The organism is Burkholderia sp. AU38729, from assembly GCF_020419725.1.
Classification (GTDB): domain Bacteria; phylum Pseudomonadota; class Gammaproteobacteria; order Burkholderiales; family Burkholderiaceae; genus Burkholderia.
Genome location: NZ_JAIZQO010000021.1, coordinates 14889 through 37494 on the forward strand (window position 1 = coordinate 14889; position 22606 = coordinate 37494).

General features: G+C 67.7%; 23 protein-coding genes. 18 read left to right on the top strand and 5 right to left on the bottom strand.

Annotated features, from left to right (window positions below):
- Positions 1–15 precede the first annotated feature (15 nt).
- The 5 genes from LGM56_RS35335 to LGM56_RS35355 all read left to right on the top strand — a co-directional run bounded on the left by LGM56_RS35335 (position 16) and on the right by LGM56_RS35355 (position 4006).
- On the top strand, positions 16–1101 hold the full coding sequence (locus LGM56_RS35335) for an ABC transporter ATP-binding protein (protein ID WP_089472805.1): 1086 nt from the start codon (positions 16–18) through the stop codon (positions 1099–1101).
- Positions 1102–1138: 37 nt separating this feature from the next.
- On the top strand, positions 1139–2011 hold the full coding sequence (locus LGM56_RS35340) for an ABC transporter permease (protein ID WP_089494871.1): 873 nt from the start codon (positions 1139–1141) through the stop codon (positions 2009–2011).
- A complete protein-coding gene (locus LGM56_RS35345; RefSeq protein ID WP_089494872.1) occupies positions 2011–2943 on the top strand; it encodes an ABC transporter permease in 933 nt (310 codons plus the stop codon). The genes LGM56_RS35340 and LGM56_RS35345 overlap by 1 nt, the downstream gene beginning before the upstream one ends.
- 122 nt (positions 2944–3065) lie before the next feature.
- Positions 3066–3503 carry a hypothetical protein gene (locus LGM56_RS35350; protein WP_089425443.1) on the top strand — a complete coding sequence of 146 codons (438 nt, stop codon included), beginning with the start codon at positions 3066–3068 and terminating at the stop codon, positions 3501–3503.
- 290 nt (positions 3504–3793) lie between these two features.
- Positions 3794–4006 (top strand): hypothetical protein, encoded by a 213-nt coding sequence (locus LGM56_RS35355; RefSeq protein WP_006497261.1) that lies wholly within the window; start codon positions 3794–3796, stop codon positions 4004–4006.
- Positions 4007–4293: 287 nt separating this feature from the next.
- Here LGM56_RS35355 and LGM56_RS35360 read toward each other — a convergent pair whose 3' ends face one another.
- The gene (locus tag LGM56_RS35360) at positions 4294–5259 is read right to left on the bottom strand and encodes a D-2-hydroxyacid dehydrogenase (protein WP_089494873.1); all 966 of its coding nucleotides are present in this window, start codon (positions 5257–5259) and stop codon (positions 4294–4296) included.
- A gap of 250 nt (positions 5260–5509) precedes the next feature.
- On the opposite strand from LGM56_RS35360, the gene LGM56_RS35365 reads away from it, so the two are divergent.
- The 6 genes from LGM56_RS35365 to LGM56_RS35390 all read left to right on the top strand — a co-directional run bounded on the left by LGM56_RS35365 (position 5510) and on the right by LGM56_RS35390 (position 10545).
- A complete protein-coding gene (locus tag LGM56_RS35365; protein WP_226208092.1) occupies positions 5510–6700 on the top strand; it encodes a CaiB/BaiF CoA transferase family protein in 1191 nt (396 codons plus the stop codon).
- A 22-nt stretch (positions 6701–6722) separates the two neighbouring features.
- Complete coding sequence (locus tag LGM56_RS35370) at positions 6723–7685, top strand: hydroxymethylglutaryl-CoA lyase (protein ID WP_226208093.1); 963 nt, start codon at positions 6723–6725, stop codon at positions 7683–7685.
- A 22-nt stretch (positions 7686–7707) separates the two neighbouring features.
- Positions 7708–8091, top strand: coding sequence for a VOC family protein (locus LGM56_RS35375; RefSeq protein WP_089440118.1), 384 nt, complete (start codon positions 7708–7710; stop codon positions 8089–8091).
- 246 nt (positions 8092–8337) lie between these two features.
- Complete coding sequence (locus LGM56_RS35380) at positions 8338–9165, top strand: alpha/beta hydrolase (protein WP_226208094.1); 828 nt, start codon at positions 8338–8340, stop codon at positions 9163–9165.
- A 96-nt stretch (positions 9166–9261) separates the two neighbouring features.
- Positions 9262–10155 (top strand): LysR family transcriptional regulator, encoded by an 894-nt coding sequence (locus LGM56_RS35385; protein WP_226208095.1) that lies wholly within the window; start codon positions 9262–9264, stop codon positions 10153–10155.
- Positions 10156–10278: 123 nt separating this feature from the next.
- A complete protein-coding gene (locus LGM56_RS35390; protein ID WP_089494877.1) occupies positions 10279–10545 on the top strand; it encodes a hypothetical protein in 267 nt (88 codons plus the stop codon).
- 151 nt (positions 10546–10696) lie between these two features.
- Here the strand turns inward: LGM56_RS35390 and LGM56_RS35395 are convergent, their stop codons facing one another.
- The 3 genes from LGM56_RS35395 to LGM56_RS35405 form a co-directional block, all read right to left on the bottom strand.
- Positions 10697–12154: an MFS transporter gene (locus tag LGM56_RS35395; RefSeq protein WP_226208096.1), complete on the bottom strand. Its 1458-nt coding sequence runs from the start codon at positions 12152–12154 to the stop codon at positions 10697–10699.
- 382 nt (positions 12155–12536) lie between these two features.
- Positions 12537–13145 (bottom strand): peptide chain release factor H, encoded by a 609-nt coding sequence (gene prfH / locus LGM56_RS35400; protein WP_319000790.1) that lies wholly within the window; start codon positions 13143–13145, stop codon positions 12537–12539.
- Positions 13145–14293, bottom strand: a complete 1149-nt coding sequence (locus LGM56_RS35405) for an RNA ligase RtcB family protein (RefSeq protein WP_226208098.1) — start codon at positions 14291–14293, stop codon at positions 13145–13147. The genes prfH and LGM56_RS35405 overlap by 1 nt, the downstream gene beginning before the upstream one ends.
- A gap of 732 nt (positions 14294–15025) precedes the next feature.
- Between LGM56_RS35405 and LGM56_RS35410 the strand changes: the two genes are divergently transcribed.
- The gene (locus LGM56_RS35410) at positions 15026–15895 is read left to right on the top strand and encodes an RNA ligase family protein (protein WP_089494882.1); all 870 of its coding nucleotides are present in this window, start codon (positions 15026–15028) and stop codon (positions 15893–15895) included.
- Positions 15896–15936: 41 nt separating this feature from the next.
- Positions 15937–17070, top strand: a complete 1134-nt coding sequence (locus LGM56_RS35415; protein ID WP_226208099.1) for an AAA family ATPase — start codon at positions 15937–15939, stop codon at positions 17068–17070.
- Between the two features lie 151 nt (positions 17071–17221).
- On the opposite strand, the gene LGM56_RS35420 is transcribed toward LGM56_RS35415, so the two are convergent.
- Positions 17222–17929: a 5-formyltetrahydrofolate cyclo-ligase gene (locus LGM56_RS35420; RefSeq protein ID WP_226208100.1), complete on the bottom strand. Its 708-nt coding sequence runs from the start codon at positions 17927–17929 to the stop codon at positions 17222–17224.
- Positions 17930–18086: 157 nt separating this feature from the next.
- Here LGM56_RS35420 and LGM56_RS35425 point away from each other — a divergent pair, with 157 nt between their 5' ends.
- The 5 genes from LGM56_RS35425 (at position 18087) to LGM56_RS36905 (ending at position 22602) form a co-directional block, all read left to right on the top strand.
- Complete coding sequence (locus LGM56_RS35425) at positions 18087–19013, top strand: LysR family transcriptional regulator (protein WP_226208101.1); 927 nt, start codon at positions 18087–18089, stop codon at positions 19011–19013.
- A gap of 278 nt (positions 19014–19291) precedes the next feature.
- A complete protein-coding gene (locus LGM56_RS35430) occupies positions 19292–20548 on the top strand; it encodes an MFS transporter (protein ID WP_226208102.1) in 1257 nt (418 codons plus the stop codon).
- 261 nt (positions 20549–20809) lie between these two features.
- Positions 20810–21910: an NAD(P)H-dependent flavin oxidoreductase gene (locus LGM56_RS35435; protein WP_226208103.1), complete on the top strand. Its 1101-nt coding sequence runs from the start codon at positions 20810–20812 to the stop codon at positions 21908–21910.
- A gap of 195 nt (positions 21911–22105) precedes the next feature.
- Positions 22106–22477 carry a GFA family protein gene (locus LGM56_RS35440; protein WP_089494887.1) on the top strand — a complete coding sequence of 124 codons (372 nt, stop codon included), beginning with the start codon at positions 22106–22108 and terminating at the stop codon, positions 22475–22477.
- The gene (locus LGM56_RS36905; RefSeq protein ID WP_256989958.1) at positions 22474–22602 is read left to right on the top strand and encodes a hypothetical protein; all 129 of its coding nucleotides are present in this window, start codon (positions 22474–22476) and stop codon (positions 22600–22602) included. Before LGM56_RS35440 ends, LGM56_RS36905 begins: the two co-directional genes overlap by 4 nt.
- Positions 22603–22606: the final 4 nt, after the last annotated feature.

The window sequence follows — 22606 nt, forward strand, 5'->3', positions numbered from 1 at the left end:
GAGGGAGTTCGCGCAATGAAGCACAGTTTCGAACGGCTGCGGCTCGATGGCGTATGCCGCAGCTTCACCAATGCGGAAGGCGCGCAGGTCGCCGCGCTGAACGGGCTCGATCTCGAGATCCGGCGCGGCGAATTCATCGCGCTGCTCGGCCCGTCGGGCTGCGGCAAGTCGACCGCGCTCAACTGCATCGCGGGGCTGCAGCCGCTCACGCGCGGCGGCATCTGGCTCGACGACACGCGCATCGACGTGCTGCCGCCCGAGCGCCGCGGCTTCGGGATGGTGTTCCAGAACTACGCGCTGTTTCCGCACATGTCGGTGCTCGACAACGTCGGCTTCGGCCTCAAGATGCGCGGCGTGCCGAAGCAGGAAACGCGGCGGCGCGCGCAGCAGGCGCTCGAACTCGTGCAACTGGTCGGCCACGAGGGCAAGCTGCCCGGGCAACTGTCGGGCGGGCAGCAGCAGCGCGTCGCGATTGCGCGCGCGATCGTGATCGAGCCGCCGCTCGTGCTGATGGACGAGCCGCTGTCGAACCTCGACACGAAGCTGCGCATCGAAATGCGCGCCGAGATCCGCCGCATCCACACGCAGCTCGAACGCGCGACGATCTACGTGACGCACGACCAGGACGAAGCGCTGTCGATGGCCGACCGCATCGTCGTGATGAAGGAGGGCGTCGTGCAGCAGGTCGCGACGCCGAAGGACGTCTACACACGCCCGCACAACCTGCACGTCGCGCGCTTCATGGGGTATCGCAACGTGCTGCCGTTCACGCTCGAAGGGATGGCCGGCGATTACGTGAACGTCGCGGCCGGTGGCGTGCGCGTCACGGGCGTGCCGATGGCCGGCTTCGATACGAAGGAGGTCGTGGTCGCGCTGCGCCCCGACGACGTCGAGCGGGCTGACGATGCGGGCGACAACACGAACGCGTTCGACTCGACCGTCGAAACGGTCGAGTACGGCGGCCGCGATTCGCTGATCCGCGCGGTCACGCCGTTCGGCCCGATCTGGGCGCGCGTCGCCGGCGAATTCACGGAAGGCGAGCCGCTGCGGCTGCGCGTTGCGCCGTCACGCACGCTCGTCTATCCGGGAGCGCCGACATGAGCGGCGTGACCGCCGCGCCGTCATACCGGGAGGCCGCATGAGCACGGTCGCGTCCGGCGGCACGCCGCGCGACGCGAAAGCGTGGCTCGTCACGCCCGCGCTCGCGTTCATCGTCGCGCTGTTCATCTACCCGTTCGCGTACGGCCTCGTGCTGTCGTTCCAGCCGATGAACGGCGGCGGCGCGCTCGCGAACTACGTGCAGTTCTTCACCGACACGGCCATGTGGCCGACCGTGGTCGTCACGCTGAAGCTCGCGGTGCCGGCGACGCTGCTCAACGTCGGCATCGCGGTGCCCGTCGCATTCGCGCTGCGCCGCCATTCGCCGTACCAGAAGTTCGTCACGACGCTGCTCGTGATTCCCGTGACGCTCGGCACCGTGCTCGTCGCCGACGGGATGCTCACGTATTTCGGGCCGAACGGCTGGTTCCCGCAGGCGCTGCAGGGGCTGCACCTGTACACCGACGAAGTGCGCCTCACGCACAACTACTGGGGCGTGCTGCTGTCGCTGATCGTGTCGGGCTTTCCGTTCGCGTTCCTGCTGATGCTGTCGTACATCAGCGGCATCGACCCGACGCTCGCGCGCGCAGCGGCGACGCTCGGCGCGAACCCGTGGCAGCAGTTCCGGCAGATCTACCTGCCGCTGCTCGTGCCGGGGCTCACGATGGCCGCGTGCCTGTCGTTCGTGCAGGCGTTCTCGGTGTTTCCGTCGGCCGTGCTGCTCGGCGCGCCGGCCGGGCCCACGCGCGTGATCTCGATCGCGGCGGCGGAAGCGGCGTTCGAGAGCTACGACTATTCGCTGGCGTCGGCGATCGCGATCGTGATGGGTTTCGTGCAGTTGCTGGTGGTCGCGTCGATGCTCGGCGCGCGCCGCTTCTTCTATACGGGCGCGGTGACGGGAGGCAAGGGCTGATGGCGACCGACAATCATGCCGCGCGCACCTGGCCGCCGAAGCACGACACGCCCGATGCACCCGATGCGCGCCCCGTCGACGCGAGGAAACCGCGGAAGATGACAAGCAATCTCGCCGGCCGCGCGTGGAAGGCGCTCGTGTGGGGGCTGATGGCGTTCTTCCTGCTGAACGTGATGCTGCTGATCGCGACCGTCGCGGTGAACTCGATCGCGACCCGCTGGTTCGGCACGCCGCTGCCGCAGGGCTTCACGCTGCACTGGTATGCGAAGGCGTGGGAAGACTTCCAGCTCGCGAGCGTGCTGTGGGTGACCGTCGAGGTCGTCGGCGCGGTCGTGCTGCTGTCGATCGCGCTCGGCGTGCCGGCCGCGTATGCGCTGGCGCGCGTGCGGTTTCGCGGCAAGCGCTTCGCGCTGCTGGTGTTCCTGCTGCCGCTGATGGTGCCGCCCGTCACGTACGGGATCCCGATGGCCACCGTGATGTACAAGGTCGGGCTCGCGGGCACGCTGCCCGGCGTGATCCTCGCGAACCTCGTGCCGGCGCTGCCGTTCGTGATCCTCGTGATGACGCCGTTCATCGAGCAGATCGATCCGAATCTCGAAGCCGCCGCGCGCATCTTCGGCGCGAACACGTGGCGCTATTTCCGCTACGTGCTGCTGCCGCTGCTGGTGCCCGGCATGCTCGCGGCGGGGTTGCTCGTGCTGGTGCGCACGATCGGGATGTTCGAGCTGACCTTCTTCACCGCGGGGCCGAGCACGCAGACACTCGTCGTCGCGCTGTATTACGCGGTGTTCTCGACCGGCGTGCGCGCGCCGCAATCGATCGACGCGATGGCGATGATCTACATGGCCATCACGCTCGTGTGGGTCGTGATCGCGCTGCAGTTCGTGAGCCCGACGCAGCTCGTCAGCCGCGTGAAGCAGGAGCGGCAGTAGGCGAGGGCGACACGCGGGTACGCCATGCCGCTTGCGCATCCGTGCAATTGGTTACAAATGGATACCGCGCACGACACGCGGACGTTGCAGACTACGCGGCGTTCACCTGATAACGGATATCCATGAAGTTCCACACGCTGCTGACACTCGCCGGTGCATCGACGCTGCTGGCCGCCTGCAACCTGCTCCACGACGGCCCCGGTTCGAGCGACGTCGACGCCGCCGTGCGCCGCGCGCTCGAGGCGGAAAACCACGGCGGCCTGAACGCGCTGTTCGGCCAGCCGCTGCCCGTCTCGGCCGATGTCGTGTCGGCGAAACCCGACGGCGACTGCAAGAAGCTCGGCGATCGCACCTACTCGTGCGACGTCGTCGTCACGTGGCGCAATGCCGACTACAAGCCTTCGCGCGCGAACCTGACCTTCGTGCAGGCCGCCGACGGCGCGTGGCAGACGTCCGGCGTCGACGCGGCGATCGTGACGGGCACCGCGAAGTCGCTGGTCGACGAAATCGGCAAGGCGTGGCCGGGCAATGCGGCGAGCGGCGCGTCGGCGCCGCAGTGACGCGTCAGCGGCGCGGCGTGCCCTGATTCCGCGGGCACGCGGCTTCGTCCCTGCGAGCCGCGATCGTTCCGTTTCTTCAAACCATCGATGACCCTCGCCCCGTGCAGGCACGACCACGGCCGGCGGGGTGGCGCCATTCGGCCGGCGCGACCCGCGTTCGACACCGATTCACCGAAAAGGGGTGCGAACACTGGCCCCAAAAGACCGAACGCATCCTCGGTATGTGGGCCCGGTTATAGGGAAAACCCTTATTTCGAGATATAATCACGGCCTAAGAGATAGGTCGAACCATGCCTGAACGTTTCCAAACCCTTGAAAAATTTGTGTTTTCCCTCGTCGTGATGTCCGCCGTCGTGTGCTCGGCCTTCCTCGCGTACGAGCGTCACCCCGAGATCAAGATCGCGCTGCACGAAGGCGAAGCGCTGATGCGCGAGAGCGCCAAGTACTCGGTCATCTGCTCGCCGTCCAAGGTCGATCCTTGCGTCGAAATGTCGGCTTACTGAGATTCGCGTCGGTCGCGGTGCGCTGCGATCGAAACGGTCGTTTCCAGAATTGGCCCCATTCAGTTTCGGACTTGTCCTATATCGTTGGTCGTCTGGATTCCTTAAAGTAGAGCCCATCAGGAATTCAGAAACCGGCCGCAAGATAGGGCGGATGCACGAACCCGTAACGTGCCGAGTCGCTGGCGTAAGCAGCCCCCGAATTCAGCCGGCCCCGCTTCGAGCCATCGAGCGGGGCCGTTCTGTTTTGCGGTTCAAATAACCTCCCGCCGCACTTTGCGCCACGCACGTCACACCACGTGCCGCGGCGCGCCATCCACGAACGCGGCGACGTTTTCCACGAGCTGATCGGCAAGCGCTTGCATCGCTTCGTCACTCGCCCACGCGACGTGCGGCGTCAGGATGAAGGCCGGATGCGACAGGATCGCGTGGAACGGATGCGCGGCCGGCAGCGGCTCCTGCGTGACCACGTCGAACCCCGCGCCCGCGATCTGCCCCGACTGCAATGCGTCGACGAGCGCGCCTTCATCCACGAGCCCGCCGCGCGCGGTATTGATCAGCAACGGCCGTCGCGCCATCCGCGCGAACGAAGCCGCGTCGATCAGGTGCCGCGTCGCGGGCGTGAGCGGGCAGTGCAGCGTGATCACGTCGCTGTCGCGCAGCAGCGTGTCGAGCGGCACGTAATCGTCTCCCGCCGCATCGCCGTGCGCCGCGAACCGCACCCGCATGTCGAGCGCGCGGGCGATGCCGGCCACCGCGCGCCCGAGCACGCCGTCGCCGACGATCCCAAGCGTCGAGCCGGCCAGGTCGCGAATCGGATGATCGAAAAAGCAGAACTGCCCGCTGTCGAGCCAGCGCCCCGCACGCACCGCGTCGCGGTACGCGACGAGGCTGCGGCGCAGCGCGAAGATCAGCGCGAACGTGTGCTCGGGCACCGTGCGGACCGCATACCCGCGAATATTGCTCACCACGATGCCGCGCGCCGCGCACGCGTCGAGATCGACGATGTCGGTGCCCGTCGCGGCGATCGCGATCATCCGCACGCGCCGCGCGTCGGCGAGCGTTGCCGCGTCGAGCCGCACCTTGTTGGTCACGACGATGTCCGCGTCGGCGATGCGCGCGGCTATCTCGTGCGCGGCCGTCCGGTCGAAGGTCTGCAATACGTGCGGAAACGGAAACGGCTTCAGCACGGTGTGCGGCGACAGCGTCGCGCGGTCGAGAAACACGATCTTCGCGGGAAAGGAAGCAGAAAACATGGCGGGTCTCGCTGACAGGCGCCCGGCGGGCGCGGAACGGGTTCGATTCTGCCGGCGGCGCGCGTGCCGTCGTTTGCCCGTTGCGCGAGCGCGCTTTCCCGGAGGGAAAGGCTGACGCAACGCCTGCATGAGGGGCGCGACGCGCGCCTTTCCGAAACGGAAAGGCTGGTTGAGCATCGATCGATTTTCGCCGGGCGCGAACGCCGTCATCATCGCCTTCATCGACACCACGATTGCATCGGAGACAGCCATGACACGCCCCCTGGACGGCATTCGCGTGCTGGAACTCGGCCAACTGATCGCCGGGCCGTTCGCGGGCCGGATGCTCGCCGAATTCGGCGCCGACGTGCTCAAGGTCGAGCCGCCCGGGCTCGGCGACCCGCTGCGCAAATGGCGGCTGCTGCATGAAGGCACGTCGGTCTGGTGGGCCGCGCAGTCGCGCAACAAGACCTCGCTCACGCTCGACCTGCGCACGCCCGAAGGGCAGGACGTCGTGCGCCGCCTCGTCGCGGAAACCGACGTGCTGATCGAGAACTTCCGGCCCGGCACGCTCGAAGGCTGGGGGCTCGGCTGGGACGCGCTGTCCGCGATCAACCCGGGGCTCGTGATGCTGCGCGTATCGGGCTTCGGCCAGACGGGCCCGTACCGCGACCGTCCCGGCTTCGGCGTGATCGCCGAGGCGATGGGCGGCCTGCGGCACCTGACCGGCGAGCCCGGCCGCACGCCGGTGCGCGTCGGCATCTCGCTCGGCGATTCGCTGTCGGCGCTGCACGGCGTGATCGGCGTGCTGCTTGCGCTGCGGCATCGCGAGCAGCAGGGCGGCCACGGGCAGGTCGTCGACGTCGCGCTGTACGAGTCGGTCTTCAACATGATGGAAAGCCTGCTGCCCGAATACTCGGCGTTCGGCGCCGTGCGCGAGGCGGCCGGCAGCAGCCTGCCCGGCATCGCACCGACCAACGCGTACCGCTGCCGCGACGGCAAGTACGCGCTGATCGCCGGCAATGGCGACAGCATCTTCCGGCGCCTGATGGAGCTGATCGGCCGGCCCGATCTCGGCAACGATCCCGCGCTCGCGCACAACGACGGGCGCGTCGCGCAGGTCGAGCGCATCGACGCGGCGATCGGCGAATGGAGCGCGCAGTACGATCTCGATGCCGTACTGGCCGCGCTGAACGAAGCACGCATTCCGTCCGGGCGCATCTACGACGTGGCCGACATCGCGGCCGATCCGCATTACCGCGCCCGCGACATGCTCGTCGATGCCGCGTTGCCCGACGGTACGCCGGTGCTCGTACCCGGTATCGTGCCGAAGCTCGGCGCGACGCCCGGGCGCATCGACCACGCGGCGCCCGCGCTCGGCGCGGATACCGACGCGGTACTCGAATCGCTCGGCATCGATGCGGCGATGCGCGGCGACTGGCGCACGCGCGGTGTGATCTGAACCCGAACCCGGAGACGACGACATGAACGGCCAACGCAAACGGCTCTACCTCCACGAAGTCGCGACGCGCGACGGTTTCCAGAACGAAGCGGCCTTCGTCGACACCGACGACAAGATCGCGCTCGTCGACGCGCTGAGCGCGTGCGGCTACGCGAAGATCGAGGTCACGTCGTTCACGTCGCCGAAGGCGATCCCCGCGTTACGCGACGCGGAGGCCGTGATGCACGGCATCGCGCGCGCACCCGGCGTCGTCTATACGGTGCTCGTGCCAAACGTGCGCGGGGCGGAGCGCGCGCTGTCGTGCGGGGTCGACGAAGTGAACCTCGTGATGTCGATGAGCGAAAGCCACAACCGCGCGAACCTGCGGATGACGCGCGAGCAGTCGTTCGCGCAACTGCGCGACGTGATCGACGCGGTACGCGGCACCGGTGTCGCGATCAACGTGTCGCTGTCGACCGCGATGGGCTGCCCGATGGAAGGCGATGTTGCAGCCGAAGGCGTACTCGCATGGATGCAGCGCTTCGCGGATCTCGGCGTGCACGGCTTCACGCTGTGCGATACGACGGGCATGGCGTTTCCGTCGCTGGTGCGCGACCTGTCGGCACGGGCACGCGAACGCTTCGCCGCGCTGCAGCTCACGCTGCATTTCCACAACACGCGCGGGATGGCGCTCGCGAATACGCTCGCGGCGCTCGACGCCGGGATCGACCGCTTCGACGCGTCGCTCGGCGGGCTCGGCGGCTGCCCGTACGCGCCGGGCGCGACCGGCAACGCGTGCACCGAAGAACTCGTGCACATGCTCGAACTCGACGGCTACGATACGGGCATCGATCTCGCGGCCGTGCTGGCCGCGTCGGCACGGCTGCCCGCGCTGATCGGGCATGACGTGCCGAGCCAGATCCTGAAAGCCGGGCGCCGCTCGGACCTTCATCCGCCGCCGCGCGCGGACGCCGGCGACATGCCCGCGCAGCGCGCGTTCTCATGAACCACGAACAGGAGCGAACCTCATGGCGCTGATCGATCACCTCGACCATCTCGTGCTGACCTGCGTCGATCCCGACCGGACGAAGCATTTCTACACCGAGGTGCTGCAGATGCAGCTCGAAACCTTCGGCGCGGGCCGGATCGCCTTCCGCTTCGGCAACCAGAAGATCAACCTGCACGTGCGTGGCGCGGAATTCGAACCGAAAGCGCACGTGCCGGTGCCCGGCGCGCTCGACCTGTGCTTCATCGCGTCCGTGCCGCTCGACGACGTGATTGCACACCTGAAGCGCGTCGACTGGCCGATCGTCGAAGGGCCGGTCGAGCGCACGGGCGCGACGCAGAAGATCCGGTCGGTCTACGTGCGCGATCCCGACCTGAACCTGATCGAGATCTCCGAGTTGATCTGAGCACCGGCGCACCACCGCGTCGTATCGCCGCGTCGCCCTCACGCGAGCGGACCTGATCACGGTGCGACTGCATGCCGCGCCGATCTCCCGCCGAAATCGGACAGCCGGTTTCCGCGCTCGCCGATTCCGGATAGCCGGCCCGTGCCGCGCTGCGGATAATGCGTGCATCGGCGACTGAGAAGCCGCCTTCGCAGCGGACGCAACGCTTGCGTCCGCGCTTGCGCCACCCGACCCAGGCAATTCCCGATGACGATCCTCTATCGCGGCATGGACCGCGCGGCGCTCGACGCCGCTTATCTGAACACGAAGGTGGTACCCGATTTCCCTGCGTTGCTCGCGTCGATGCAGGCGCGCAGCGCAGCGCTCTATGCAGCCGCGTCCGTCCGGCGCGACCTGCGTTACGGCGCGCAACCCGCGCAGCGTTTCGACTGGCTGTCGTGCGGCCAGCCCGATGCGCCGCTGTTGGTGTTCATTCACGGCGGCTACTGGCAGCACTGCGCGAAAGAGGATTTCGCCTACGGGGCGAGTGGGCCGCTCGCGCGCGGTTTCGACGTGATACTTGCCGAATACACGCTCGCGCCGGTCGCGACGATGACCGACATCGTCGGCGAGATCGGCGCGCTGCTCGACTACCTGGCGAACGATCCCGACGGCCTCGGCACCGCGAAGCGACCGATCCACCTGAGCGGCCATTCGGCCGGCGGCCACCTGACGGCCGTGCACCGCGCGCATCCGGCCGTCGTGTCGGCGCTCGCGATCAGTCCGCTCGTCGATCTCGAACCGATCTCGCTGTGCTGCCTGAACGACAAGCTGCAGCTCACCGCGCACGAAGTCGACGCATATAGCCCGTTGCGCCATGTCGGGCCCGGCGCACCGACGGTGGTGGCGGTCGGCGAAGCCGAGCTGCCCGAACTCGTGCGGCAAGCACACGACTATGCGACGGCGTGCGAAGCGGCCGGCGAACGGATCGTCCACGTCGGGTTGCCCGGCATGCAGCACTTCGACGTGCTCGACGATCTCGAGAAGCCGGACGGCGCGATGCTCACCGCCTTGCTGTCGATCGCGCCGCGCTAGGCGCGCCGTATCGCGCGGGGGCGGCCGGGCGTATGATCGGCGTCAGGCCGCCGCGCCGACGGCGGGCGCCGGCACGGCCTTCCCAGGACCCACGACATGGTGAACCCGCTTCATTTCGATCTGCAGTCGCTGCGCGTGTTCGCACTCGTCGCCGAGCACGGCAGCCTGACGAAAGCGGCCGAACACGGCCAGCTCACGCTATCCGCGGTCAGCAAGCGCATCGCCGAGCTGGAAAGCGTGACGGGCAGTGCATTGTTCGTCCGGCATGCGCGCGGTGTCGAGCTGACGCCCGCAGGCCGCGCGCTGCTCGACCATGCGGCGAAGGTGATCGAGCAGGTCAACCGGATGGCGCACGAGATGAGCGATTACGTCGCCGGTGTGCGCGGCCACATCCACGTGTGGACCAACACGTCCGCGATCGTCCAGTTCCTGCCCGCCGATCTCGCCGCGTTCCTTACCGACCATCCGGGCATCAAGGTCAGCCTCGAAGAGCGGCTGAGCCACGAGATCGTCGACGCGCTCGCGTCCGGCAAGGCCGATCTCGGCGTGTTCGCCGACAACGTGCCGGCCCCCGGCATCGAACGGCGGCTGTACCGGCGCGACGAGCTCGTGCTGCTCGTGCCGCGCACGCACCGGTTCGCCGCGCGCGACAGCATCCGCTTCGCGGATACGCTCGACGAGGACTACGTCGGGCTCAGCGACGGCAGCTCGCTGCTCGCGCGCATGACCGACGCAGCGTTCGCGGTCGAGTGCTCGCTGAAGCTGCGCATCCAGGTGTCGAATTTCGACGGCGTGAGCCGGATGATCGAGGCGGGGCTCGGCATCGGCATCCTGCCGCGCGATGCAGTGACCGGCGAGCGCGCGGCGCGGCTCGGGGTCGTGAAGCTCGACGATGCGTGGGCGACGAGAACGCTGTGGGTGGGGGTGAAGGCCGGCGCCGTGCTGACGACCGATATCGCGAAGTTGTTCGATTTCATGTCGGCGCGGTGAGGCGGGGTCGCGTGCGCAAAGCCGGTTCGGCCCGGATTCCAAAGAACACGATCATGGGTTCACGTTCGCAACGGTTACCGACGTTCTGTCCAATTCCTCAACCGCTGGATCCGGGGCCGCCACATGAACGAATCGAGCTACCGCCTTATCGTCGGCTTTGTCGTTGTCGCTTACGGCATCGCGATGTCCGCCATCATGGCGTTTCGTCCGGAACGGATCTTGGCCTTCCATTGCCGATCGAGGGCCTGGCGATGGACGTACAAATTCTTTTACAACATGTCGACCGAAGACATCATGTCGGCCAGAATGATTCGAATCACCCGATTCCAGGGATGGGTAGGGCTGGTGTTCTGTACGGTCCTCATGTGGGGCCTCCTGTTCCGCAAGTAGCAAGGCGTCACCGGCTCGCGCATTCATGAGCGCCACTTCGGGGATCGGGCGAACATGTCACCACAGATGACTGGCGACATATCGCCCAGGAAATCCGGCAGCCATCGAAAATGATGCGGGCGCACGTTCCCATGACCCCGCGTTCCCCCGCTCAAACCGGATTGATCTCATCCTGGCTGCGCCGCGTGGTCAGCGGCCCGAGCACGCGCAGCGTGACCGCGACGATACCGAGCGCGACCGAGATCACTCCGAACATCGCACCCGCGCCATAACTGCCGAGCACCGGCAACAACACGAACGGCAACCCACCACTGACGATCCGCGACAGCGCATAGGTACTGCCAATCGCCGTCGAACGCACCCGCGCCGGGAAAATCTCCGCCTGGTACACGTGATACGCGTTGCTGAACACGTTCGACGCACAGGTCGTCAGGAACCCGAAGCTAACGATCAGCACGGTATTGCCCGAATACGCGAAACACATCCCGAACCCGGCGATCGACAGGATCGACACGATCACGAGCGTGCGACGCTCGATCCAGTTGAGCAGCGGAATCGACAGCAGCGAGCCGATCGGATAGCCGATGAACGACAGCGCGATGAACAGCGTGCTGTCCGTCACGTCGAAGCCGCGACTTTTCACGACCGTGCCGGCCAGCGTACCGAACCCGTAATAACCGAAGCCCTGAAACAGGTGAAAGATCGCGAGCATCACGTAGCGCGCGCCGTACGGTTCGCGTCGCAGCAGCGCGATACGCTCGCCAAGCCCGAGCGGCCGTTGCGGCTCGACCGGCTCCGCGAACTGCTCGGGCACGCGCATGCCGGTGCCTTCCGCGAAGCGCCGCAGTGCCGCATGCGCGTCGACGGTACGCCCCTGCGCAAGCAGCCAGCGCGGACTCTCCGGCAGCCGATGCTGGACGAGCAGCACGTACACGGCGCCGAGGCTGCCGATCGCGAGGATGATGCGCCAGCCGGCCACGCCGCCGACATGAAGCGGGTTCAACCACAGCGCCAGAAACCCGACGAGCGGCACCGCGACATAGGAAGTCGTATAGGCCCACGCGGCGAGCCGCCCGCGCTTTTCCTTCGGCAGGATCTCGGACAGAAAGCTGTCGGCAACCGGATAGATCGCGCCGACGCCGATGCCGGTCAGGAACCGGCACGCGACGAGCATGTCGGCATTCACCGAAAACGCGCCGACCAGCGAGAATGCGCTGTACCACGTGAGCGTCAGCAGGAACGCCTTGCGCCGGCCGATGCGGTCGGCGAGGCTGCCGAGGCACATCGCACCGACGAACATGCCGATGAACGCCGATGCCAGCAGCAACTTGAAATCGGTGCTCTGCCGGCTCAACCCATATTCGTTCTGCAACGCGGAACCGATCGTACTGACGAGGAAGATCTCGTACATGTCGAAGAACAGCCCGATGCCGATCACCCAGACGACGAACCGGTGCAACGCGCCGACCGGCAGGTCGTCCATGAAATCGCCGAGCGTGACGCGGCGGGCGGGGCGGGCCGACGCATCGGCGCCGGCGGCAGCGGCCGGCGGTCGTGCGGACGCGGGTCCGCCCGCGTTGCCGCCGAGATCGAGGGAATGGCTGTTCATCGTGTCTCCTGATTATCGATACGCCGTGGCGCGAGGCCCGGCCGTTCGCGACCGGCGCGCTGCATCCCGTCGCACGACGTGGCGGCAGGCACCGCAAGGCCAGTGAAAGGGCCGGACAGGCGGGCTGTACCGATCGTTCGACACATGGTGGGCAAATCCGCGGCACGTGATAATTGCGGATGCTTCAAGCGTCCTTTCCTGCGCAGAAAGGGTGCGGAACACGCGGCAGCCGGCATGCACGCGGCAGGCCGGTGCAGCCTGCCTGGCGCGCGGTCATGCACCGGAGCCGATGGCGCGCTCGCGCAACCGGCAGGCCGGGAAAACCATGAGGCGGATGGCCTGGCCGCCGGCGCGAAAACCACCGGCGGCCAGGCGTTCGTGCTCAGTCGGCCGGTACGAATGCCGCCCCGTAAAACACGCGCACGGGGTTGCCGCGCTCCAGCGCAAAGTGCTGCATCCGCCGCTGCCGGCGCGCATCGGACGCGTGACGGTCGGCCTCCTGCTGCAGTCGAACCTGCAGCAACTGCGACGCCATGCGCTTGTTCGCGTGCTGGCTGCGCTCGCTTTCCACGCGCACCGACAGGCCGGTCGCGACATGGGTCACACGAATCGCGGAGCTCGTCTTGTTGACGTGCTGGCCACCCGGCCCGCGTGCGCGCATCGCTTCGAACCGCACATCGCCATCCGGCAGCGGCTGCGCGTCGGCGCAGCGCGTGACGCCGATGAACCAGTTCTTGCGCGGATGACGCAACCGGTACGGGCTCGCGCAAATCCATTGCAGCGTGCCCGTCCAGCGGTCCGCGAGCGCCTGCGCACCGTCGCCTTCGAGGTCGAGCAGCGCCGAGCGCAGCGTGCCGGAGCGTTCGCCCGGCTGCGCATCGAGCACGGTGACGACGACGCGCTGCGCATCGGCTTCCGTCTGCAGGCGCCGCAACGCATTGGCCGCGGCCAGTTGGCACTCGAGCGGGCCGTGCGCCGAAGAAATCTGCATCAGCATCGGCCAGCCTCCCCGGACGTCTTGTAGGTCAGCACCGGCGCGAGCCGCGCCAGCTTACGCAGCAGCCCGGCCGCTTCGAGTGCGTCGACGACGCTGTCGATCGGCTTGTAGGCCTGCGGCGCTTCCTCGTACAGCAGTTCGCGGTCTTCGCAGATCACGTGGCTGCCGAGCGGCGTGCGCGTGAGCTGCGACGGAGTGAAGCGCCGTTCGAGGCGCCCCTTGCAATCGCCGCGCGCCCACTTGCGGCCCGCACCGTGCGCCAGTGACGCCAGGCTGGCCGCATCGTCGGGCCGCACCGGCGCGACGAGGTAGCTGTAGTCGCCGCGCGACCCGGGAATGACGACCGGCCCCGTGTCGGCCGGCGTCGCGCCTTTGCGATGCAGCCAGCCCGGCTCGCCGTCGACGCTCGCGCGGCTCACCAGGTTGTGGTTCACGTCGAGTACGCACCGGCCATCGGTGCGCCAGCGCGCCAGCATGCGCCGCGCGATCAGGTCACGATTCGCGATGGCGTAGCGCAACGCCGCATCGTGACGCGCGAGGTACGCCGTGCAGGCGGCATCCGTGTCGTCGAGGCCGTTGTAGCCATGCTCGCACATGTGCTGCTCGAGGATCGACTGGCCGAAGCCGCGCGATCCGCTATGCACGAGCAGCAGCAGGCGATCGGGATCGAGGCCGAGCGCCGCGACGGCATCGGTGTCGTACACCGCATCGATCCGCTGCGCCTCCGCGAAATGATTACCGCTGCCGATCGTGCCGAGCGATGCCGCGTACGCGTGATCCGCGAACCCGGCGGCGGCGACCAGCGGCTGCCAGCTTGCATCGGGCGGGGCGTCGATCGAGCCGAGCCGGCTCGCGAGCTTCGACGCGCTGACGCGCCGCGCATCGAGCGCGGTTTGCCACAGCGCCATCCCGCAGCCGATATCGCCACCAATCAGCGCCGGATACAGCCGGCCCGTCGAGAAAAACGCGGCGCCAACGGGATAGCCGCGTCCGGGGTGAAGATCGGGCATGCCGGCGACGCGCCGCATGCCGGGGAGGGTGGCAGCATGTTCGAGCTGCCGGATGGCCTCACCTTCGATCCAGGTAGTGGCGCAAGCGCACAACGTGATGCGCTCGCCCAGGTATTGCATGGAATTGCCCATGGAGGTTTCCGTTCGATAAAAAGGAAGAACGGCGGGCCATGGTGCAGGCAGCGCACACAGGCGCTGCCCGACATCGGAAGTCGGGAAGAGGGCGGCACGACCGGATCGGAACGACCCGGCTCATCGCCGTGACGGCGATACGGGGTGCTGCTTGGCGTGAACGATGAGACGAACGGACGCGAAAAACCCGAACTACGACCCGCGACGGGAGGAGTGCTGGCGTGACGTCATGATTTTTTCTCCTTGCGAGTGAGGGGTTGATCGGAATGGCGGCGACTCTAGCATGCATGCGACGCGCGCAACAAGCGGGGAGCGCAGCGTTGCCCATTGAACCACGGTTCGATGTGGCGAAAAACACACAAATAGGAATCCGGACCATTCCCATGTCGATGGCGCGCGTGGCACGCCGCAGCAAGCATTCGACGCACGCCGACAACCGCGACGGCCGTACTCGACCACGCTTGACAGCGCACATGCCGTTTCGTAGCATCCGCGTGCTTCATCCCTGAACCCTCATCGAATCGGTGATCCAAGTGCCCGCAAACATTCGTCCCTTCGCCTGATACGCCGACGACTGCCGTCCCGGCCGCGCGTCGTCCTGCCCGTTCCCGTCTGCCTCGCGGCGCCGGAACCGTGATCGCAGGGCCGCGCCCGGACACGCACTGACACCGCAACGCACACCCATCGTTCGTTCACGTCGTCGGCTTTTTCTGATATTTCCGGAGAAAGACCATGACGCTGGATTTTCGCGCCTACGCGCAATCGCTCGACCTCGCCCGCTACCCGCGCACGCCGCACCTCGAAGGCTCGCGCCTGCAGGACGGCGACGAAGGTCACGACCACGTTCCCTATCGCACCCTCGCGGGCGCCCATCTCGTCGTCGAGGAAAAGCTCGACGGCGCGAACACGGGCATCAGCTTCAGCCCCGCGGGCGAACTGCTGCTGCAGTCGCGCGGCCACTATCTGGCCGGCGGCGGCCGCGAGCGGCAGTTCGGGTTCGTGAAGACCTGGGCCGCCGCCCATGCGGGCTGGCTGCTCGACCGCCTCGGCGATCGCTACGTGATGTACGGCGAGACGATGAGCAAGAAGCACGCGGTGTTCTACGACGCGCTGCCGCATCACTTTTTCGAGTTCGACGTGTTCGATCGCTCAATGGGCCGTTTCCTGTCGACACCCGCGCGTCGCGCGCTGCTCGCCGATGGGCCCGTGCTGTCGGTGCCCGTGCTGTACGAAGGCATCGCGCCGGCGCGACTCGCGGACCTGAAGGCCATGCTCGGCCCGTCGCTCGCGAAGACGCCGGGCTGGCGTCGCGCCTTCGAGGAAACGGTGCGGCGGCAGGGGCTCGACCTCGCGCGTGCATGGCAGCAGTGCGACAAGTCGGAGCGCTCCGAAGGGCTCTACGTGAAGGTCGAGACGGACGACACGACGATCGCGCGCTTGAAGTGGGTGCGCCACGATTTCGTGCAGGCCATTCTCGAATCGGCGCGCCATCACTCGGAGCAGCCGTTCATCCCGAACCTGCTCGCGCCGGGTGTCGACCTGTATGCGCCGCGCCCGACGGTCACGTGGGCATCGATCCCCGCCGCGCGCCCGAACCCATGAACGCGGAACGGCCGAGCGCCATTTCGAGAGGAGTCTTGATCATGAAGTACGAACAATTGCAGGCACTCGTGCCCGCACCCGGCCGGCAGCCGGACTATCACGCGTGTCTCGCGGCATTTCCCGCGCTCGAACACGCGAAAACGACCCCGCAGGAGCCTGCGCACCACGGCGAAGGCGACGTGTGGACGCATACGATGATGGTGATCGATGCGCTGCTCGCGCTGCCCGAGTACCAGGCTGCGTCGCGCGCCGACCAGGAGATCGTGTTCCTGGCCGCGCTGCTGCACGACATCGCGAAGCACGGCACGACGGTCGTCGATCCCGTTACCGGTGCGATCGGCCATCCCGGCCACTCGCGCAAGGGTGCGATCGATGCGCGGATCGCACTGTGGGATGCCGGCGTGCCGTTCGCGGTGCGCGAGGCAATCTGCCGGATGATCGCCGTGCACCAGGTGCCGTTCTTCGCGATGAGCGGGTCGCGCCGCGGCACACCGGAGTTCATCGCGCGCGAGCTGTCGTGGCAGGTCAGCTTGCCGCTGCTGTGCCTGCTTGCCGAAGCCGATATCCGCGGGCGCATCTGCGACGACACGCAGCGCGTGCTCGACAACATCGAACTGTTGCGCGAACTGGCGCGGGAAGAGGGCTGCTACGGCCAGCCGCGTGGATTCGCCGATGCGCACACGGCGCTCAGCTACTTTCGCGGCGCGGACGTGCATCCCGACTATCCGCTGTTTCGCACACCGGGCGCGCAGGTCGTCGTGATGTCAGGGCTGCCCGCGTCGGGCAAGAACACGTGGGTGGCGCGGCATCATCCGGATCGGCCGGTCGTGTCGTTCGACGATGCGCGCGATGCATTGGGGCTGCGTCATGGGCAGAACGAGGGCGCGGTCGCGCACCATGCGGTCGACGCCGCGAAGGCACTGTTGCGCGCGCAACAGCCGTTCGTGTGGAATGCGACGAACCTGTCGCCGCTGATGCGCAAGAAGACCCTCGACCTGCTGTTTGCGTACAACGCCGACGTGACGCTCGTCTACCTCGAACAGCCGCGCGCGGAACTGTTGCGTCGCAATGCGCGGCGTGACACGTCGCTGACGAACCGCGCGCTCGAGGCGATGCTGCTACGCTGGGATCTGCCGCTGCCGACCGAAGCGCATGCGGTGCGGTATGAAGTCTGATGCGGCGACGTCACGACACGAGACGGTACGCCGCAATTCACCGCGGCGTACCGGCTCGTTTCATTTCAGCGATGCATTCTGCTGCGTCGCGCAAGCTCGCAGCCGATCCGGAACAGGTGTCCGGCAGGTGAGTTCATCGTGAATTCCGGCCTCAACTCGCCACGATGATGAATGTGGTGAGCGCGATCGGGAACAGCGCGAGGCCGAGCAGGCCCAACGCGCCATCGGCTGCCATCGCGATCGGCGACAACGCCAGCTTGGCGCCGCGGCCGACAGCCGTCAGCTTGTCCGTCACCGTAACCTCGTACGGCCGATTGAACGCCTGCGGGACCGACGAAGGCGTGACGTCGTTCGGCAGATAGCGCTTGCCGCTGATCGCGCCTTTTGACGTCAGGTCGCCACGTTCCTGCTTGAAACCGTCCGCGAGCGCGCGCTCGCGCACGTCGGAGCCGGTCGGCGCATCCGAGTCCTCCAGCCTCATCGTGTATCGACCGGTGATCTCGTCGCCGTGCGCCTCGAAACCGTTGAACGCCGTGTGGATCTTGGGGCGATAGGGCGCGTTGAGCACCGTTCCAAGGCTCGGCGGCATCTCGAAGATGTAGTGATATTTCTTGCCGAGCACGACGAGCTGCTTGCCGTCCGCGGTGATCAGGAACGTCGACAAGGTTTCGTCGTATTCCGAATCCTTCATCCACGCCTTGGTGACGGGACCGAAATCGGCGCAGCCGACAAGCATGCCGGACGCTGCCACGGCGGGCAGCGCGAGAAATGTTCTTCTTTTCATGTGTGCTGTTGGATGTTGTTGGTTATTCAGCGGAACCGCTTGAATGTCGGACGCTGCGTTCGATGAACGCGGCACCCTGACGGCCGATCATGCGGTTTCTTCGCCTGCGCATTGTAGGGCCAAAACGGCAAGCGCAGTATCCCCCGGGCAAAGCGCGTCACCCGCGTGCGGTAGACTGCACGCTCGCTTGCCCACCGCCCACTTCACGACCGCTCGCGCCCGCTGACACGCCATGGATCGAATCGATGCGATGAAGGTGTTCGTCGCCACGCTGGACGAGGGCAGCCTCGCGGGCGCGGGCCGGAAGCTCGGCCGGTCGCCGGCGGCGGTCAGCCGCGCGATCGCGTTCCTGGAAGCACACACGGGCACCGCGTTGCTGTACCGCACGACGCGCACGATCCGGCTCAGCGAGGCCGGCGAACGCTACGCGGCCGCGTGCCGCCGCATTCTGTCCGATCTCGAGGAAGCCGACATGCTGGTCGCCGACGAACGTTCGGCGCCGCGCGGCCTGTTGACGGTCACCGCACCCGTCGCCGCGGGTGAAGACGTGCTGCGCGCGCTCCTCGACGAATTCATCGAACGCCATCCGGCCGTGTCGATCCGGCTGCAGTTGCTCGACCGTCCCGTCAGCCTGATCGACGAAGGAATGGACGTCGCGCTGCGGATCGCGCACCTGTCCGATTCGACGCTGGTCGCGATTCCGGTCGGCGCGGTACGGCGGGTCGTCGTGGCGTCGCCCGATTACCTGGAGAAGCATCCGGCAATCGAAACGCCGGCCGATCTCGCGCAGCACCGGATCATCTCGATGACGCATTTCGGCCTCGACTCGTGGAGCTTCCCACCGTCCACGCCGTCGGCGCTGCCGCAGGTCGTCCAGTTCGCGCCGCGCTTCATCATCAACACGATCCGCGGCGCGGTCGCGTCGGCCGTCGCCGGGCACGGCGTCACGCGGCTCTTTTCGTATCACGTCGCCGAACCGGTGCGAGACGGCACGCTACGCATCGTGCTGAGCGACAGCGAGCACGCGCCGCTGCCCATCCATCTCGTCACGCCTTACGGACGCCTTGCGGTGCCGAAGGTGCGCGCATTCGTCGATTTCGCGGCGCCGCGCCTGCGTGAGCACTTCGCGCGGCTGGCGGCCATTACCGACGGCGATTGAACCGGGATGCGGAAGAATGGCTTTCGTGCGCCGAGGATTCTCCCGATAACCAGCTCAATCTAGACTTCCTTCAACCAACGGTCGCGCATGGCGCCCGTTCAACGAATGGAGGTCGACATGCATCAAGCGCTTCCCGTTCAGCCTCGCGCCCGCGCGTGCGGACCGGCACACCGCGTGCTCACCGGCATCGGCAGGGCCGGTTTCGCATTCGCGTCGTCGTCGGCCATCTTCGTCACGCAGGGGCTTCCCGCACAGCCGGCCTCGACGGGGAGCGCGCAATGAGCACGATCTCGCATGCCCCCGCCACGGCACGGGCCGAGCGACCCGCCGCCAGCTACGCCGAACGTAACACGCGCTACTGGCGACGCAATCTCGCCGTCTGCGTGTTCGGCTCGTTCACGACGCTCGTCAGCCTGAGCATGCTGCTGCCGTTCCTGCCGCTGTACGTGCGGCAACTCGGCGTCGAGACGCAGTCGGCCGTGATCCAGTGGTCGGGCGTCGCGTTCGGCGCGACGTTTCTCGGCACGGCCGTCACCGCGCCGCTGTGGGGCCGCCTCGCGGACCGCTTCGGCCGCAAGCCGATGCTCGTGCGTGCCGCGATCGGCATGGCGATCGTGATGTCGTTGATCGGCGTCGCGCACAACGTCGTCGAACTCGTCGCGCTGCGGCTGCTCGCGGGGCTCGTCGGCGGCTACGCGTCGGCGTCGACGGTGATGGTCGGCACGCAGGCGCCGCGCGAACACGCGGGCTGGGCGCTCGGCATCCTGTCGACCGGTGCCCTCGCGGGTAACCTGGTCGGGCCGCTCGTCGGCGGGTTGCTGCCGGGATGGCTCGGCATTCGCGGCACGTTCTTCGCCGGTGGCGCGATGATCGCCGTCGCCGCGCTGCTGACGATCTTCGTCGTGAAGGAAGACTTCCAAGCCGGCACCGATGCCGGCACGCGCACCTCACGCGCCGCGGCCGGCATGCCGCACCGCACGAATCGTGCAGCGGTCGCCGCGCTGCTGGTGACGGCGATGATGGTGCTGCTCGCGAACATGTCGATCGAACCGATCATCACCGTGTATATCGGCGGCCTCGGCGTGGGCGGCGACCACCTCGCGCGTGTCGCCGGCGTCGTGATGGCGTGTTCGGCGCTCGGCAGCATGCTGACCGCCGCACGGCTCGGCGCGCTGGCCGACCGGATCGGCAGCTGGAACGTGATCATCGGCTGCCTGTTGCTGACCGCGCTGGCGATGGTGCCGCAGGCGTTCGTCACGCACTGGTGGCAGCTTGCCGCGCTGCGCGGGCTGATGGGCATGTCGCTCGCGGGGTTGCTGCCGTCGATCGGCAAGCTCGTGCGGCAATCGGTCGACGAGCGCGCGACCGGGCAGATGCTCGGCTACCTGCAGTCCGCGCAGTTCAGCGGGCAGGTGGTCGGCCCGGCGATCGGCGGGCAGATCGGCGTCGCGCTCGGGCTGCATTCGGTGTTCTTCGCGACGGGCGCGCTGCTGGCGGCCTGCGCGGGACTCGCGCACTGGGCGCGCGGCCGATAGCGGCTGGCCGGCGGAGCGCGGGCTGGCGTAGGATGAGCGCAGTGGCCGGTGTCGCGCCGAAAAGCAGAGACAACGTGCACCATCGCCAGCATGGCAGATACCGCCGCACCGCACGGCGACCCGTCGTTTCCAACATGACGCTCACGTGACCGGTCGCGTGCAACGCACGACGAACGCGCACCGATCCGAACCCGACACACGCGCGTCGGCCCGTATCCGGCCGACGCATTTCGACGACGAATCCTGCAGGAGAGGAGCGACATGAACCAATCGACCGACAACCGGACGCTGTTGCGCACGCTCGGCATGCGCGCCCCGATCATCCAGGCGCCGATGGCCGGCGTCAGCACGCCGGCGCTGGCGGCCGCCGTGTCGAATGCGGGCGGGCTCGGCTCGCTCGGCGTGGGCGCGACGAACGCCGACGGCGCCCGCAAGATGATCCGCGACACGCGCGCGCTCACCGACCGGCCGTTCAACATCAACGTGTTCTGCCACCAGCCGGCGCACGCCGACGCGGCCGTCGAACGCGCGTGGCTCGACTGGCTCGCGCCGGTGTTCCGCGAATACGGCGCGACGCCGCCCGCCACGCTGTCGGAGATCTATACGAGCTTCGTCGCGGACGAAGCCATGCAGGCGCTGCTCGTCGAAGAAAAACCGGCCGTCGTCAGCTTCCATTTCGGGCTGCCGTCCGCGGAGGTGATCGCCGCGCTGAAGCGCGCGGGCGTCACGCTGTTCGCGTCCGCGACGCATCTCGACGAAGCGCGCCAGATCGCCGCCGCCGGCATCGACGCGATCGTCGCGCAGGGGATCGAGGCGGGCGGGCACCGCGGCGTGTTCGATTCGACCGCGCATGACGATCGCCTCGGCACGTTCGCACTCACGCGCCTGATCGTGCGCGAATGCGCGCTGCCGGTGATCGCCGCCGGCGGCATCATGGACGGCGAGGGCATCGCCGCCGCGCTCGCGCTCGGCGCGCAGGCCGCCCAGCTCGGCACCGCGTTCGTCGCGTGCCCGGAGACGTCGATCGACGACGGCTATCGCCGCGCGCTGCTGGGCGACGCGGCACGCCACACGACGTTCACCGCCGCGATCTCGGGCCGGATCGCACGCGGCCTCGCGAACCGGCTGACCGCGCTCGGCGACGACCCGCACGCGCCGGTGACTCCCGCCTATCCGATCGCGTACGACGCCGGCAAGGCGCTGCACGCGGCCGCGAAGGCAAAGGGTGAATTCGGCTACGGCGCGCAGTGGGCCGGGCAGGCGGCGCCGCTCGTGCGGTCGCTGCCGGCGGCCGAGCTGTTCGCCGCGCTCGAACGTGAAACGCGGGCGGCGATCGAGCGGCTGCAGCACATGCTGGATTGAGCGCACGATTCGCGGGCAACGGGCCGCAGCCACATGCGGGCGCTCGGTGAACGCACCCTGATCGCCGCGCCGATTTGTCGCCGCCCGCCGCCGATTTGCAATGTTCTGTATCTGCACGAACCGCGGATACATCGCGATACAACGCAGCTTCGAGCGTCCGCTATAAAGCAGGCATGACCTCTTCGGGAGTGCACCATGTCCGCAACCTGGTTCAAAGGGTCCTGCCATTGCGGGGCCGTCAAATTCGAAGTCCGAACGGCCGTGACGCCGGCGACGCGCTGCAACTGCAGCCTGTGCCGCCGGCGCGGCGCATTGATGAGCCCGATGTTCGCGGCCAGCGAACTGACGATCGTCGAAGGCGAGGGCGCGCTGACGTGCTACCAGTTCAACACACGCACGGCCCGCCACTATTTCTGCAGCCATTGCGGCATCTATCCGTTCCATCAAACGCGCATGAACCCCGCCTGCTGGCGCGTCAATCTCGGCTGCCTCGACGGCGTCGACCCGTATGCGCTCGATGCGACGGTCGCCAACGGCGCGAGCCTCTCGGTCGTGGAGGACGCATGAAACGCTGGCTGATGATCCTGCTGTTTGCCGCGGGCGGGCTCGCGACCGAAATCGCGCATCCGGTGCAGTGCACGCTGTTGTCGGTCAGCCGCATCCAGACCGGCAAGCGCCGCAGGGCGGGCTGACGGC